Raw genomic sequence first — 15,814 nt, forward strand, 5'->3', positions numbered from 1 at the left:
CACGATGCCTCAATCAAAAACGGTCAACCGACAATTCGTGCTCGCCGAGCGGCCCATCGGAGAACCAGACGAAAACACACTTCGACTGGAAACGGTTGATGTCCCGGAACCCGGCGAAGATCAGATGCTGCTGCGAAACGAATACCTGTCGCTCGATCCTTACATGCGCGGCCGGATGAGTGACGAGCCATCCTATGCCGCCCCAGTCGAGCTGGGCGACGTGATGGTCGGTGGAACCGTTTCGCAGGTGGTGACTTCGAATGTACGCCGGTTTTCCGAAGGAGACTGGGTCGTCGCATTCGGCGGCTGGCAAGATTATGCGCTGTCCGATGGCAAGGGCGTCATCAACCTGGGTAAGAACCCAGAGAACCCATCATGGGCACTGGGCGTTCAGGGGATGCCGGGCCTGACGGCCTGGGCAGGATTGACGCAAATCGGTCAACCGAAGGCTGGTGAAACGCTAGTCGTTGCCGCGGCCAGCGGGCCGGTGGGCGCGACGGTGGGGCAGATCGGAAAAATCCTGGGCTGCCGCGTTGTCGGCATCGCTGGCGGCCCGGCGAAGTGCCAGCATGTGGTTGAAACACTGGGGTTCGATGCTTGCATCGACTACAAGACAACGGATTTTGCGGATGCTCTGACCGCTGCAGTGCCCGACGGCATCGATATCTATTTTGAGAACGTCGGCGGAGCCGTTTTTGACGCAGTTCTGCCGCTGTTGAACCCCTCATCGCGGATTCCAGTGTGCGGGTTGGTCTCACAGTACAATGCAACCTCCTTGCCCGCGGGGCCGGACAGGATGGGATACCTGATGGGCCAGGTGCTGACACGTCGGATCACCCTACGTGGCTTCATCGTCTTTGATGACTTCAGCCACCTCTATCCCGAATTTGCCCGTCAAATGACGGCGTGGGTGAAAGATGGCAAGATCAAATACCGCGAGGAGATGATTGAGGGTATGGAACAGGCACCATCGGCATTTATCGGCCTCCTACGGGGTGCGGGATTCGGTAAACGCGTGATCCACTTGAACGACTGAAAAATCCCGCATTCGGAATGCTCGACGGCTGTCCCCAAGACTGCACCGGGATTTTTTCCCGAGCAATCTGCCGCAGTCGGTAAGGACATCAGAAACAATAAATGACGGACTGACCGTAGTGGATCTTGTTAAAGATCCTGTTATGGAGGGATCTTTAACAGACGCGCCCGACAAAAGTCTCATGCTACCAGCATCTTTCGTGGGCGAGATGCGTTGCCTTTTGCTGTATGGATTTAGCTTTTTTCTTCGAGCGGTCGGTTAGTCAGTGAAAACCATCGAACTACCTACGCAGCAAAGACTTTTCGACCCGTTCGAGGGCGTCATCGGCCCCATGGGGCGAAAGATGATTGACAACGGATGGCAGGGCCTCCCGAGATCCCCGGCTAAAAACTTTTGCACCACCAAAAAAAGTCGCCCGCAGCAAAGCCGCCTAATGTCGGTCGCGTCTGTTAAAGATCCTGTTATGGAGGGATCTTTAACAAGATCCACTACGCCAGTTATTGATCCCGCGTTGCTAAACGACGCATCGGCACCTCGTTTGGGAACGTTATTGCCAGCATGCGCCGGCATGCGGACTGGCGTCCCGCACAGCAGGCTCACGGGCCGCAGGAGTCGATGCCTCTGAATATTCAACACCTGGCACGACCAGCGATCGGCGAGACACAAACACCGAGGGTGCCGGTTGGTGGCAGGGTGTCGCTCATGCCAGTATTGCCTTCACCACATTCCCTTCGACATCGGTGAGTCGGTAATCACGACCGGCGTGGCGATAGGTAAGTTTTTCGTGATCGAAACCCATCAGGTGCAGGATCGTGGCATGGAGATCGTGAACATGGACCGGTTTGTCGACAGCGCGGAGGCCGATCTCGTCGCTGGCTCCGTGAACGATGCCAGGTTTGACTCCCGCTCCAGCGAGCCACGAACTGAAGGCCCACGGGTGATGCTCACGGCCTTTGGCTTCCGCGGTATTGTTGAAGGGCGTGCGGCCAAACTCCGTCGTCCACACGACCAGCGTATCGTCCAACAGACCACGGCGTTTCAAATCCTTGAGCAGCGCGGCGATCGGGCGATCGACATTTTGGGCCAGGGGCACGTGTGTCATCATGTCACCGTGTGCATCCCAGTTTCCTGAGGACCCCGTATCGATCAATTCCACGAAGCGTACGCCTCGCTCGACCAAACGCCGCGCGGCGAGGCATTGCCAACCAAACCCTGACGTTTGGCCTCGCTGCAAACCATAACTTGCCAGCGTCGCATCGCTTTCTTGTTTCATCTCAAACGCATCCGGGACGGCCATTTGCATCCCGAACGCCGTCTCGAAGGTCCGCAGTCGCGCGGCCAGCAACGGATCCCCATCGCGGGTTGCGAGATGCTCTTCGTTGGCCATCCGCAGGGCGGCAAGCTCAAGCTGCTGGCGATCCGCTGGAATCCGAGGGGCAACATTCGCCACCGGTTCTGCACCCGGGACGACAAGTGTGCCCTGATGCGCACCGGGCAGAAAGTCACTGGCGTAGACCTGGGTACCGGCATACGTCTGTTGGGGCGCAATAACGACGAAGCCAGGCAGATTGCGATTCATGGTCCCCAGGCCATACGTCGTCCATGATCCAAGGCTGGGACGAGACTGCGTAAAAGACCCCGTGTGCATGCCCAATGTGGCGTTGTAGTGATTCGAGTGCGAGGTATGCATCGAGCGAATCAACGCGATGTCATCCACACACGTTGCAATGTGAGGAAACAACTCGCTCACCTCCGTGCCGCACTGCCCACGTGGCGAGAACTCCCACTGCGGGCGTTTCAAATAGATCCGTTCGTAGCCCGCTCGCCCTTTGATCTCGGGATGGTCAGCCTCGATCTCTTTACCGTGACCCCGAATCAGTTCCGGCTTCGGATCGAAGGTATCGACATGCGAGACACCTCCGGTCATGAAGAGAAAGATCACCCGCTTCGCCTTGGCGGGAAAGTGAGGCTCGCGAGGGGCGAGCGGCCCAGCATCCTCGGCCATCAACTGCTGCATGATGCCAGGAAATAACAACGATCCGGTGACCGCAGACTGCACAAATTGTCGGCGAGTGGGGAAGGGTGGTTTCATGAGTATGGGAACCTTCGAACAATGGTTGTCTGATTGGATACCGAGCGATTCAGCGACGAATCGCTGACGCTCATTTGCTCAGTCCAGGTAAAGGAATTCATTGCTTGCCAGCAGCACCCGCACACAAGCAGCCCACTGTTCGTCTGGCGAACCCGGATAGCTGGCAACGAAAGCGTTCACGCGATCCTGTTCGGCGGCCGAGGGTGATCGTTGAAACAAGTCACGATACACTTTGAAAGTCCGCGCGTTGTCATCCGTTAGCTTCATCAGGGATGTGGCCAAGGCGGCAGCCTGAGCATGAAAAAACGGATCATTGAGAAAATACAGAGCCTGCGTGGGGACGGTGGTCATCTGCCGTTCGGGGGTGCTGGCGTTGGGGTCGGCGCCATCGAATAAAGCGAGAAACGGATGCCTCCGCTGACGCTGCACCATCAGATACGCACTGCGTTGGGTGGTGTCATAGACGGCGCTGAAGGGGGTGTGCTGGGTAAAAGTCCACGTCGATTCCGGCGGGAACGGATGCGCTTCAGCGGGCGTGGGATCGAGTCGCCCGGAGACCACCAGCAGGCTGTCGCGGATCTCCTCCGCGTTCAGGCGGCGACGGTTGAAGTGAGCCAGCAGGCGGTTGTCAGGGTCCGTCGTCGTTGGTGAGACGCTGCTGCGTTGATACGCCGCCGTGCTCATGATCAGGCGGTGCATCGCCTTCACGCTGAAACCACTGGCAACGAACTGCGACGCCAGCCAATCGAGCAATTCGGGATGTGTCGGCGTCTCACCGCGGGAACCGAAGTCGTTCGGTGAACGGACGAGACCATGCCGGAAATGCCACAGCCAAATGCGATTCACCATCACTCGGGCAGCGAGCGGATGGTTTGCGATCCAATCCCCCAGCTGTCGCCGACCGCTTCCCGCATCGTCGGAAACCGGATCGCCACCGAAGACGGAGAGCCAGCGGCGCGGCACTTCTTCGCCTAGCTTTTCCGGATCGCCACCCTGTTGAACTCGCAAATTTCCCGGAGTCGATTCGACCACGGCATAAGCCACGGGGATCACCGGTGGAGGCTCCGTTTCGCTGGCTCGAATCATCGATGCCGCTCCGATGCGAATGAGCGTCGGACCGACGTCGGCCGCAGCGATGTGGTCGAGCTGAAAGGCAACGCCATCCTCACCAGCGGGATGCACATCGGCCACTCGGCCTGAGATGCTGACCTGGCCGTCCAGCGGACTGATCCACGCGACCGCGACGGGGCGGTTCGCTCCCGGATGGACAAAGAACGACTCCGCCGGCAGTTCCGTCCACACCATCACCGGATGATCCGCCGTGTTAACGAACACCGACGGCTCGCTGCCGATACTCCACTTTTTCAAAGCGAGGCTCCCGTTGATCGAATCACTCTTTTCGTTGAGGAACTTCGGACCATCGGTGACGTCGAGGAAACACCATGTGCCGCCGTCTCGTCCGTCCTGCGGATTCCCCTGTGTGAGGCTCTGAATGAAATCGGCCACACTCCACTCGCGTTGCCCCCCGGCGGTTTCGGTGATCGTCCATTCGACCAGCGTGGAATCTCCGCCATGGCCTGCGTTGGGCGAGACGCTCAGCTGGATGAGCTCGCCCTTCCGCACGTTGATGTGCTGCAGCGATTCTCGCTTGCCAGCGGCGAACGAGACCGACGCTCCTTCGTCTACGTGCGACGACGAGAGCGTGTGGGTGGCGTCCTTGGCAAGGACGCCGATGGTTTTCGATTCGGCGGCGATCGATCCCAGCCGCCGTTCCTGCTCGGCTTCGGCGATTGCGATGCGTCCCCGCCAGGGATTCATCAAGGCATCAATGCCGGCTTGAGGCAGTAGTGGGACGAGGTCGCGTGGCTGTCCTATCGGTTCACAACCTGGGAAAGCGAAGCGAGTGCTGTTGAAAATGCCGGAGAGCGCGTAGTAATCTTTCGCGGTGACAGGATCGTATTTATGATCGTGGCAGCGAGCACATCCCGTGGTGAGCCCCAGAAAGTTTTTGCCCAGGTTATCGATCACATCCTCGTGCATCAGGTGGATGTCCTTGTCGATGTCGTGACCAAAACGCCTCGCAATGGCGAGATAGCCCGTAGCGATGATGCCCTCGCCACGCTGCGTCTGGTCGCGGTCCGCACACACGATGTCACCGGCGAGTTGCCAACGCACGAAGTCGTCATAACGCATGTCGGCGTTGAAGGCGGCGAAGACCCAGTTCCGATAGCGCCACGCGTGCGGCAGCGGCCGGTCGGTGTTCTCGCCCGCCGTGTCGGCATACCGAACCACATCGAGCCAATGACGGCCCCACTGCACACCGTACTGCGGCGACTCGAGGAGACGTTCGACGACATTGGTGAACGCGTCCGGCGATCGATCGGCGATAAACGCATCCACTTCCGCGGGCGTCGGCGGCAGTCCCGTGAGGTCGTAGGTGGCGCGGCGAATGAGTGTTCGCTTGTCAGCGATCGATTCGGGTTGGACATCGTGTCGATCCAGTTCACGTTGAATGAACGCATCGATTTTCGCCGGCGTCGGCGAGCCCTCGGCTGCCGGCAATGGCTGGAAGGCCCACCAGCTTTTTGCGTCTTCCACCTTCATGCCGCCAAGTTTCGGAGCAGCGACGCGAGGGTCGTGGGCGCCCATGGCCACCCATTTCGTGAGGACAGCGATTTCGTCCGCCGAGAGCTTCCCAGCCTTATCGGGCGGGGGCATTTCCAGCGAATCGTAGTTCACGGCCTCGATCAGCAGGCTTTCGTCGGGCTTCCCCGGCACGATCGCTGGCCCCGAATCGCCCCCCATTTCCCAGCCCAACCGGGTGTCCAAAGAGAGGCCGCCCATGGATTTCGTGCCGCTGTGGCACTCATAACAATGCTGGACAAGGAGCGGCCGCACATTCGATTCGAAGAATGCGTCGTCGGCCGCTGCCGCTGCATCCGTTGACGCAGTGACCGCTAGGAAGGCTATCCAAAGTAAAAAGAGTCGTTCGATCATGAGCCTGACTTAGACCTCCTGGAGCATGGTTGTCGCGTCGCCGAACGTTTTGGGATGGACGTCCATCTTGTCCATCATCGAAAGGAATAGGCGGCACAACTGGCGTTCGGGTTTGTCCTGGTAGTCCAGGACACGGCCGCCCTGAATGCGGCCACCGGCACCGCCCAGTAGGATCACGGGAAGCTGGTCGTTATCGTGTTTCGATCCGGCCATCATGCTCGAACAGTGCATCAGCATCGTGTTGTCCAGCAGCGTGCGCTCGCCCTCCTGAATCGAGTCGAGCCTGCGAGCGATGTACGCTACCTGCTCCATGAAAAACTGATTGACCTTCAACCAGTCCTCGCCATCGGAGTGCGATAACAGGTGATGGATCATGTAGTCGATCCCATGCTGTGGTTGCTCGACGCTTGCTAGATTCGGGAACCTTAAGGCGCTGTGATCGTTGTTCAGTTTCAACGTCGTGATCCGCGTGGTGTCGGTCTGAAAACCGAGCACGAGGATGTCACTCATCAATCGCATATGCTCGGCGATGTCCTGCGGAATTCCGTTGGCGGGACGATTCATGTTCGGCGTGTCGAGAGTAGGCCGCCACCCCTGCACGTCGCCGCGTATTCCAGCGTTCTCAATGCGGGTCTCGACGTCGCGGACCGAATCGAGATATTCATCCAGTTTCCGTTGGTCGCCGGTGCTGATGCGGCGTCGCAGGTCCTGAGCATCGGCCAGTACCGCGTCGAGCACACTCTTGTCCCCGGGGGCGACCTCGTCTTTGAAGAGGCGGTCGAACGCGAGCGCGGGGTAGAGTTCCAGCGGCGTCGGCGTCGTGGCTGAATTCCACGAGATGTGCGAACTGTAGAGCATCGAGTAATTTTTGTGGACCGACGGGTTGGAATGCTCGCAGCCCAGCACCAGACTGGGCACCTTCGTCGATCGCCCGTAACTCTGTGCCAGTAATTGGTCGAAGCTGGTTCCCGATCGAATCTCGCCGCCCGATGCGATCGGCGCCCCGGAGAGGATGTTCCCGGTCTGCGAACTGTGGATGTTTCCCTTCCGCGCTTCTTCATGATAGAGGCCACGGACGAACAACAGTTTCTCTCGAAAATCGCGTAGCGGCGCCAGCGTCTTGCCGAGTTCCATCTCGCTCCCTTCGCCCTTCGCCCACCATTGCTTCGAATGAAAACCGTTCCCCGAAAACAGCACCGCCAGACGGACGGGGGCTTCGCTGGCCGGCTCTTGGGCGCGCGGCTGATCCCCCCACACGTTGAACGATTCCAGCCACGGCAACGCCATGCTGACGCCCGCACCACGCAGGAAGAAACGACGTGAGAAATGATGTTGGTTCATGTTGATTCCGATGACGTTGCGAGCTTTCAAGCGGGTCGGGAGATTGGTAGGTGGAACAACGAATGGTTACCCAACGCGTCGCGGCGGCATCGGCGATGCATCGCCGACGCATTGTCGAGGGATCGCCGACGCATCGATCGGCCAGACATCCCGCACACACCGGACGGTTGTTGGAATGAGCCGAGTCGCGTCAGCGGCCGGGTGCGGTGCATGACTCGATGCCTCACAGCATTCGGTTCACCCTCGCCAGCGAAAACTCAATTCAATCAACAGCCCGATAGGTATCAGGTTGCGAAGTCATCAGGCACCTTATTGGGTCCTCTCGGTACTGGAAGAAAACTCGCGCCCGCGGATCTCGCGGAACTGCGGACTCAGGACGATCCGTTCAATGGCGGTGCTCACCCGATAATCGTGCGATTTCAGATCAGCGAGGATTTCGTCCAACAGAGGCTTGTCTGACAGCTGCACGCTGCGTCCCAGCGAATAGCCGAGTAGTTTGCGGCAGAATTGACGTAGAAAGTCGTCTCGACGTTGCTCTAGGAGATACGATCGCAGACCATCCAAGCCGTTTAGCTCTCCTCCACCCGGGACTTTCGCCAGCGTATCGATCGGCAGTCCCGCGGCATCTGTGCTGCGTGATCTGCCAATCGCGTCGAAGCCTTCCAGGGCGAAGCCAAAGTGGTCGATGCGATCGTGACAGCGAGCGCAACTGGGGTCACTGCTGTGACGTTCGATCAATTGGCGTTCGGTCAGCCCGTCGGGGGCTTCGTCGGGCAGGATCGGCACGTCTTTGGGGGGGCGGGGAAGTCTCTCGCCCAGCACGACTTCGCTGATCCAGTTACCTCGTAGAATCGGGCTGGTGCGAGAGGCGCCACTCTGCTTAGCGAGTGTGGCGGCGAAGCCCAACATGCCTCCACGACCACGGGCACGCAAGCCATCGACGCGCTGCCAGCGGTCGCCCGGTGAGTGTTCGTCTGGTAATTCGATGCTCGACAACTCGATGCCGTAGTGGCTGGCAAGTGCGGCGTTCATGAAACTGTGGTCGGCATCCAGCAACGACAACACGGACCGATCCGCCTGGAACAGATCCATCAGAAAACGGACGGCCTCTTCCTGCATCTCGTCGCGCACGCCGATGAAGGTTGGGAAATGCCGCTCGCTCTTTTCGTCCAAATTCTCCAGATCGCGAATGTGCAGCCATTGGCAACCGAACTCAGTCGCGAGCCGCCGAACGCGGCCATCCTGCAACATGCGGCGGGTTTGAGCGACCAGCACCTGACCGGAATGCAGCTTGCCCGAGGCGGCGACGGCGCGGAGTTCTTCGTCGGGCCCCGAAGACCACAGGAAATAGCTCAGTCGCGTTGCCAACTCCCAGTCGCTGACCGGCGTGGAGGTCGCTCCCGGTCCGGCCACCTCGCCGCGATACAGAAATGCGGGCGACGTGAGGACCCGAGCGAGAAGCAGGCGAACGGCTTCCTCATGGGCGACGCCTTTGGTTCGTAGCGTTTGATAGAGATCTCGCAAGTCCTCCTGTTCAGGCCCCGTCAGAGGGCGACGCCACGCCTGCGGAGCAAAGTCGATCACAGCCTGAACCTGGACGGGCTCGAGGGCGACGAGCCGTTTCTGGAACCGCTCGGCGCCGCGCATGATCGGCTCCCGCAACGGCTCCAATCGCTTGTCGCCGTGCGGGGCATCGGGACCGTCTTGCGTTGAGAATTCCCAAATCTGTTCGAATGCGTCGACCAATGTCAGTGCATCTCGACTGACGAAATGCAGGTCCGCCCACAAGCGATCGAGGATGGCGTGTTGGTGATCATCGAGCATTAATTGCGACAGCAGTTTGTCTTCGCGATGAAACAGCGTCAGGGTCACCACTTCGTCCGCCGGCACGATGGTCGTGTAACAGACGGCGGCGGGAAACAACTGGCGAAAGTCATCGAATGCCGCTTCCAATCGTTCGCGAGCCGAGCTCCCCTCCTGGACCAGCACAGGAGCCTCGAACGCCATGGACGGCAAACTAGATGTCCAGGCCCCGTTGAGCTCCTCGGAATTGCTGGAACTGGGACGCAACTGCGTGACGGTTGGTTTCGTGCCGGTGACCTGCATCTGAACGCTACCCTCGCCGCCGCTGGTAGGATGCAATCGCCCCTCCACCACGAACTCCGCGCCGTCGACCAGGGATGCGGGAAGGTGTACTTCGATCAGTGACGGGGCCTGCACGCACAGACTGTTCGCGGCGACATCACCGTCGCCGGGATGTTTGCCGAACAGCGTCGAATCGATGCCGTAGGGGAACTCCGATTCCACAGCATGCGTGCTGCTCGGCGAACGCAATGCGGATGCCGGCGTCGATGCCAGCAGCGGTCCCGTCAGTGACAGCAGCTCTGAATGCGTCGTTCGATCAGGCGAGTCGGCGGGAATCGAATCGAATTCCTGCTGAAGGAGCTGCTGTAGCTCAACCGCGAGACGCGAGCGTTCATCGGCCTCTGCTGCGCGACGCCACTGAGCCAATAGCGACTGACTCGGAACGATCCCCTCAACGCCCGCCGTTTCCGGTTCTCCAAAGAAATGCCAGACTTCGTCGTTGCCAAATCGGTCGGCGTGTGGATTGCCCGCCAAAATGTCGGGGACAATGTCCTTGGCCAAGTCCCACTCTTTCTCGGCACCTTGAATCGTCAGTTCGATTGCCGTGAGATCACAGACGTGGTTTCGCTGGCCCGGACCAATCACCAGCGAGACCATGTCGCCAGGCTGCACCGACACGTTTTCAAAACGTCCCACACTGCTGACGGCATTGCCTGAGGTGACACCACTGGCAAAAGAATCCCGTGTGTTGCCGCGACGTACCTCGAGCGCCCACGTGACCCCGTTGCCGCAGGCGGTGTGTGTGTCCTGTACGTTTCCAGTGATCGTGACGAGCCCCGCTTCCGGACAACGCCAGCCGATGACGGATGAGAGCGCGGGCGAGGGATGCGTGGCAATGCTGTGTGGTTTCATTGTGCCAGGGATCTGGACCGTGACATCGGAAGCATTCGCGAGCACGCTATAGGCCTGTTCGCCGCTCCAACCTTGGATGAAGTCGTAACTGGCTACGCTTTCAGTCTTGCCCGTCAAGAGTGTCCCGATCTTCGCGTCCTGCGATGCCTGGATGCCCAGATAGCTGAGCCAATCGGTGAGTAAGTCACGATCGACAGCATGCTGCTGTGCAAGGATTGCGACGTCGACGGGTCCTTGCGACATCTGCGCCTCGTGTGCGGCGGCGAGGCATTGAGGCACCGTCGAAGCGATCGCGTCGCGCCGCATCGTTAGCTGCCGCACCACGCCACGCAAATCTTTGAGAGGCAGGTCGGGCCTACCCTCAAAAACAATGCGGCCATTTTCCCACAAGGCGAAATCATGCGTGTTGCTGTCGCCCGCGTCGCCAGCCGACAAGTAGACCACGACGTCCCCACCATCGGCGGGAGCAGCCAGCTTCACGCGGAATTCCTGTTGCGATGCCAGTGGCGTCACGGGTTCCATCCACGCCGTCGGACCGCCCGCCTTGCCCAGGTGACCAATGTTCGTGAATCGCCACAGTGAGTGCTGCCACGGTTCGATATCCGCGACCGAGAGTTCTCCGTTTCGCCACTTCGCACGCAATGAGTCCAGCAGCAACGACGGGTGCTCGTCATGGAGCATTGTCCAGAGGAGACCGAGATACTTCCCATTGAGGTTGCCCTCACGGGCGACCGAGGCGATGGTCGCCCTTCCGCTGGCGAGAGCATCGCGATGTTCCGCGAGTGCCGCAAAAAACTTCTCCAGCGGAATTCGCCCGCCACCGTTATGGACCACTCCCGTGCCCCCGACCGTGGTTTCTTCATCCAGCGTCACGGTAAACTGGCGATAGAAGTCGCGGATTCGGACCAGCGACTCGTTCGTCCAATCGCGCCGGGAGGTAGACGGAGAAAATCTCATCCCAGTGGGCAGAAACACCGCGTGGTCGGCAACACTTTTCGCGGCGTCTAGATATTTTGTTAAGAAGGACGGAGACATGACCAGGGCCGCCCCCGTGTTCGTGAACCCCTCACCGGCAGCCCCATCGGCTGGAAACTCCTTCGCCGGATCAAGCGCGACAACGCCCGTTAAATCACGCAGCGTGTAGGTGTACTCCATGTTCGAAAGCCGCCGCAGTACGACATCTCCGGGATCGCCAGCACTGGCGAGTGCCAGCTGATTCAACCGTTCCTGTAGCGATGTTATCAGCCTCGTCTTGAGCTGATCAGGCAGTTGCGGTTCCTCTTTCGGAGGCATTTCGCCATCGGCAACCTGAGCCAGGACCTGTTCCCAAATTTTGGGTTGCGCGACAGGCGTTTGCGAATTTGCAAACGGTTCCAGGTCCAACTCGCCCTCGTTCCGCTCTGTCGAGTGGCATCCAACACAATACTGACGCAGGATAGGCTGAACCGTTTCCTCGAACCCGCTGTCTGCCCCGGTTGCGGAACCGGCGACGAGCAAGGTCCACAGGGCAACGGTGCATCTTCGTGCACGAACCTTCGCGGCCGCTGGTGGAGTCCTCGGTAACGAAATCGCAGAACGGCTTTTCCAGACCTTCGATAAAAATCCGGCGACGGCTCGGCTAGGATGCTTCTGAGTCTCTGGCGAGGCCATCTGCAGCGGTGGCTCGCGAAGGTTCGAGATAGCCAGACTCATACTGCAGAACTCCTGAGCGGTCCTGAGGAACACTCATTGGTCGCGGACGGGAATGACTCCAGGTCCACCATGGGAATCCATTCACGCCAACTGAGGATATGTTCGCGTGCCAGCTTCTCGCAGGCGGCGGCGGAACGGGTTTGAAAACAATGCAGGATCACTTCGTGCGAATCGGCCGTCTCGACTCGCGTGTTCAAATCTCGGTCCCGATGCTGTTGGTGGAAATAGCCCAGCCAGAGTTCCAGTTCGGTACGCAGGGAACGCCACAACTTCAGAAGCCGCGTGTTCCCGGACGCCGCCACAATCATCTGGTGAAAGTCCAGATCAAGCCGGGTTACCTCGTCCAACGCTTTTGCTTTTCGGGTCGCCGAAACATTCTCTTCGAGCAAGCGCTGTTGCTTTCGACTCAGCGGAAAGGCCGCTCGCGCTGCGGCCGGTTCGAGCAGCAGTCGCAGCGAGAACAGTTCCTCGAAATCCTGAGGGGTCAGTTGTTTCACCACCGTGCGTCCGGTCTCGGTGAACTCGAGCAGCCCGTCTCGCTCCAACGCAGCGAACGCCTCCCGCACCGGCACGCGGCTAACGCCCAGTCGCTTGGCTTCAGCGGCCTCGGCCAGCCGAGTTCCCGGAGGAAGCTGCCCGTCAAAAATTTCACGCCGCAGACGATCAACAGCGGAAGCGGCAAGGGTGGAAGGGTTCGCATGCATCATACGGTATACCATACAAGAAAACGGTATACCGTCAAGCAGCTCTCGCCCGTCATCCAGGCGGGGACCTTTCCCGAGGCTGAGAACAGGGGGCCGCAGGCTCGGCCCGACAACCAGCGTAGACGACCGCGAGATGCGCCGGCGTGCGCCTCGGTCACGGCCCGGTTTCGAGCCCCCTTGGCAACTCCTCGGCAGGAGGCCAAGAGAGAGGACGTGTGATTGCTCGATCCGGTGCAATCGGCGTGCAATCGGCGTGCGAAGGTTTGCGTCTTGGTTTAGAATGGGTTACTGCCGGCGAACGGAGTCGACAGATGTCCTCCACACGTCACACTGGGTATTTCGCTGGTTTCCCGCCTCGTTTTTAATTGAATTTGCCATGAATATCACTTTCTCTCCCCATCGACGTCAGTCGCTCAACGGTCGCAATCTCGCGGCAAATATCGCTATTCTTGCTGGCCTGAGCGGCCTGTGCCTGTGCACAGGCGACGTGCGGGCCGACGACACGCAGCCCGCTGCCACCCCCGTCGAAGCAGTCAGCCTGGGAGACCCCTCGTTGACCGAAGGCGTCCCTGGCGAAGGGCCGCTGACGATGGAGCAGGTCGAGCAGTGGCTGGCCAGCCCCAAAAACCACGCGGCGCTCCAGGTGACACTGCCACGGGGGCTCGATGCTGCGGCCGGGAACATCTACATCCCCGAAGACAACCCGATGACGCGGGCCAAGATCGAACTGGGCCGCCAGCTCTACTTCGACCCACGGCTATCCTCCGATGGCACGATCTCATGTGCGTCCTGCCATGCACCGGAACTCGGCTGGGCATTCGATACTCAGTTTGGGGTGGGCGTCAGAGATCAGACGGGCAATCGAAATTCACCTGTTTCCTTCAATCGGATCTTGAGCCAGCTTCAATTCCACGACGGGCGTGCGGGATCGCTCGAAGAGCAAGCCGTTGGCCCCATCGAAAACCCGATTGAAATGGCCAATACCCACGAGGCTTGTATCGAGACGCTCGCCGCAATCCCAGTCTATAAAACCCAGTTCGAGCGAATCTTTCCTGACGGCGTGACGATCGACAACGTGGGGAAAGCTATCGCGACTTTCGAGCGAACGATCGTGACCGGACCGGCTCCCTATGACTACTACGTGCCCTTGGCGACCTTTAAAAAGGCCTTTGCTGACGATCTCGAGTACCTCGACGAGGAACCCGAACTCGCTGAGCAGTACGCGAAACTGAAGGCTGAAGCGGCGAAGAACCCGATGACCGAATCGTCCATTCGCGGCATGGAGCTCACCTTCGGGAAAGCGAACTGCACCAATTGCCACGCCGGTGCGAACTTCACCGATGAACAGTTCCACAACATCGGCGTGGGGATGACGGCCGATGACCCCGACCTGGGACGCTACGTCGTCACGAAAGAGGACAAAGATCGCGGTGCCTTCAAGACGCCCACGATGCGAAACGTCGCCGTGTCCGGCCCCTACATGCACGATGGCAGCCAGAAGATGCTCGCCGAAGTCGTTGAGTGGTACGACAAGGGTGGCCACCCGAACAAGTGGCTCAGCGACAAGATGAAACCGCTGAAACTGACCGACGCGGAGAAAGCCGACTTGGTCGAATTCATGGTCCAGGGATTGACCAGTGACTTCCCTGTGATCGAGATTGGTCGGCTGCCCGCCGCTCCGTAACGTTTCTGTCGATTCGTCGGTCGTTTGCGATCGAACCTGCGAGGGGGAACCGAAGCCCGTCCGGCAGCTACCGTTGCCGGACGGTCGATGAAGCGGCAGCAGATCGCTGCCAACCGCGGCCCACGCTCTGGCGAGCCTCGCCACGAGATCACTCCCTAATCTTTTTGTCTGCCATGCCCGTCACTGCTATCGCTCCGCTGAAAATCGGCAATCTGACCATCGATCCGCCGATCTTGCAGGCGCCGATGGCGGGGTTCACCAATGCCGCATTCCGGCAAATTGTCCGGCAATTCGGGGGTGCGGGCTTGCTCGCGACCGAAATGGTGAACGCGCGCGGGTTCGTGTGGATGGACGAAAACGAAGCCGAACATCCCGATCGGCTGTGGGGAGTGGCCGATGAGCCGCGGCCTTTGGCGGTGCAAATTTGGGATAATGATGCGGCCACGATGGCCAAGGTCGGAGCCCGCTTGGTGGAGGAATATCACGTCAGCGTGGTGGACATTAACTTTGGTTGCCCCGTCCGCCAGGTCACGCAGAAGGCGCACAGCGGTAGCTACCTGCTGCGAGAACCGCAGCGGATGCATGCCATCATCTCCCAACTGGTGCAGGTCTGTGCACCGACCCCCGTCACTGCCAAAATTCGCCTTGGCTGCCACCCCAATAACATCAATTGCGATGAGATTGCTCGCGTGGTCGAGGAGGCCGGTGCGGCGGCCCTGACCGTACACGGGCGCACGGCCGCAGACATGTTTCGCGGCCACGCTGACTGGGACCGGATCAGCGAAATCAAGGCCCACCTGAAGAACATTCCATTGATCGGCAATGGCGATCTCGATAGCCCTGAGAAGGTCGTCACGGCATTCGAAAAATACAACGTAGACGCCGTCATGATCGCCCGCGCCTGTTTGGGGCGACCATGGCTATTCTCCCAAGCCGCTGCAGCGCTCCGCGGAGAGCCGATTCCACCGGAACCCACGATGATCGAGCAGCGCGACGTGATGCTGAAGCATTACCGGCTCGTTGTGGACCGCTTTGGCGAGGAGAAAGCCACCATTTTGATGCGGAAATACGCCTGCTGCTATGCCCAAGGCAAACGCGGGGCTCGGCACTTCCGCACCCACGTCGCCAAAGTCTCCACGGCGGTGGAGTTCCATGCCGTCGTCGAGGAGCATTTTCCGCTCAGCCTCGCGGATTGAGCGTGCCCCCGACGCCCCGACATGCATGGGGGGGCACAAACACCTTGCGGTGATTGGCCTCGGTTTGCTAGCGTC

The 15,814-nt window shown here is 59.8% G+C and carries 8 protein-coding genes; 3 read left to right on the top strand and 5 right to left on the bottom strand.

Translation table 11 applies throughout. From position 1 onward, the window contains the following. Positions 1-4 precede the first annotated feature (4 nt). On the top strand, positions 5-1,036 hold the full coding sequence (locus SH410x_RS20695) for an NADP-dependent oxidoreductase (protein WP_473670404.1): 1,032 nt from the start codon (positions 5-7) through the stop codon (positions 1,034-1,036). Between the two features lie 700 nt (positions 1,037-1,736). Here the strand turns inward: SH410x_RS20695 and SH410x_RS20700 are convergent. The 5 genes from SH410x_RS20700 to SH410x_RS20720 all read right to left on the bottom strand — a co-directional run bounded on the left by SH410x_RS20700 (position 1,737) and on the right by SH410x_RS20720 (position 12,859). After that, on the bottom strand, positions 1,737-3,128 hold the full coding sequence (locus tag SH410x_RS20700) for a DUF1501 domain-containing protein (protein ID WP_473670405.1): 1,392 nt from the start codon (positions 3,126-3,128) through the stop codon (positions 1,737-1,739). A gap of 78 nt (positions 3,129-3,206) precedes the next feature. Further along, on the bottom strand, positions 3,207-6,125 hold the full coding sequence (locus tag SH410x_RS20705; RefSeq protein WP_473670406.1) for a PSD1 and planctomycete cytochrome C domain-containing protein: 2,919 nt from the start codon (positions 6,123-6,125) through the stop codon (positions 3,207-3,209). A gap of 9 nt (positions 6,126-6,134) precedes the next feature. Continuing rightward, positions 6,135-7,466: a DUF1552 domain-containing protein gene (locus SH410x_RS20710; protein WP_473670407.1), complete on the bottom strand. Its 1,332-nt coding sequence runs from the start codon at positions 7,464-7,466 to the stop codon at positions 6,135-6,137. Positions 7,467-7,775: 309 nt separating this feature from the next. Continuing rightward, on the bottom strand, positions 7,776-12,155 hold the full coding sequence (locus SH410x_RS20715; RefSeq protein WP_473670408.1) for a DUF1592 domain-containing protein: 4,380 nt from the start codon (positions 12,153-12,155) through the stop codon (positions 7,776-7,778). Then, complete coding sequence (locus SH410x_RS20720; RefSeq protein WP_473670409.1) at positions 12,152-12,859, bottom strand: GntR family transcriptional regulator; 708 nt, start codon at positions 12,857-12,859, stop codon at positions 12,152-12,154. Before SH410x_RS20720 ends, SH410x_RS20715 begins: the two co-directional genes overlap by 4 nt. A gap of 376 nt (positions 12,860-13,235) precedes the next feature. Between SH410x_RS20720 and SH410x_RS20725 the strand changes: the two genes are divergently transcribed. Both SH410x_RS20725 and dusB read left to right on the top strand, forming a co-directional pair. Further along, positions 13,236-14,543 (top strand): cytochrome-c peroxidase, encoded by a 1,308-nt coding sequence (locus tag SH410x_RS20725; RefSeq protein WP_473670410.1) that lies wholly within the window; start codon positions 13,236-13,238, stop codon positions 14,541-14,543. Positions 14,544-14,716: 173 nt separating this feature from the next. Beyond that, positions 14,717-15,739, top strand: a complete 1,023-nt coding sequence (gene dusB, locus SH410x_RS20730) for a tRNA dihydrouridine synthase DusB (protein ID WP_473670411.1) — start codon at positions 14,717-14,719, stop codon at positions 15,737-15,739. Positions 15,740-15,814: the final 75 nt, after the last annotated feature.

It is taken from the genome of Rhodopirellula sp. SH410 (assembly GCF_055811895.1).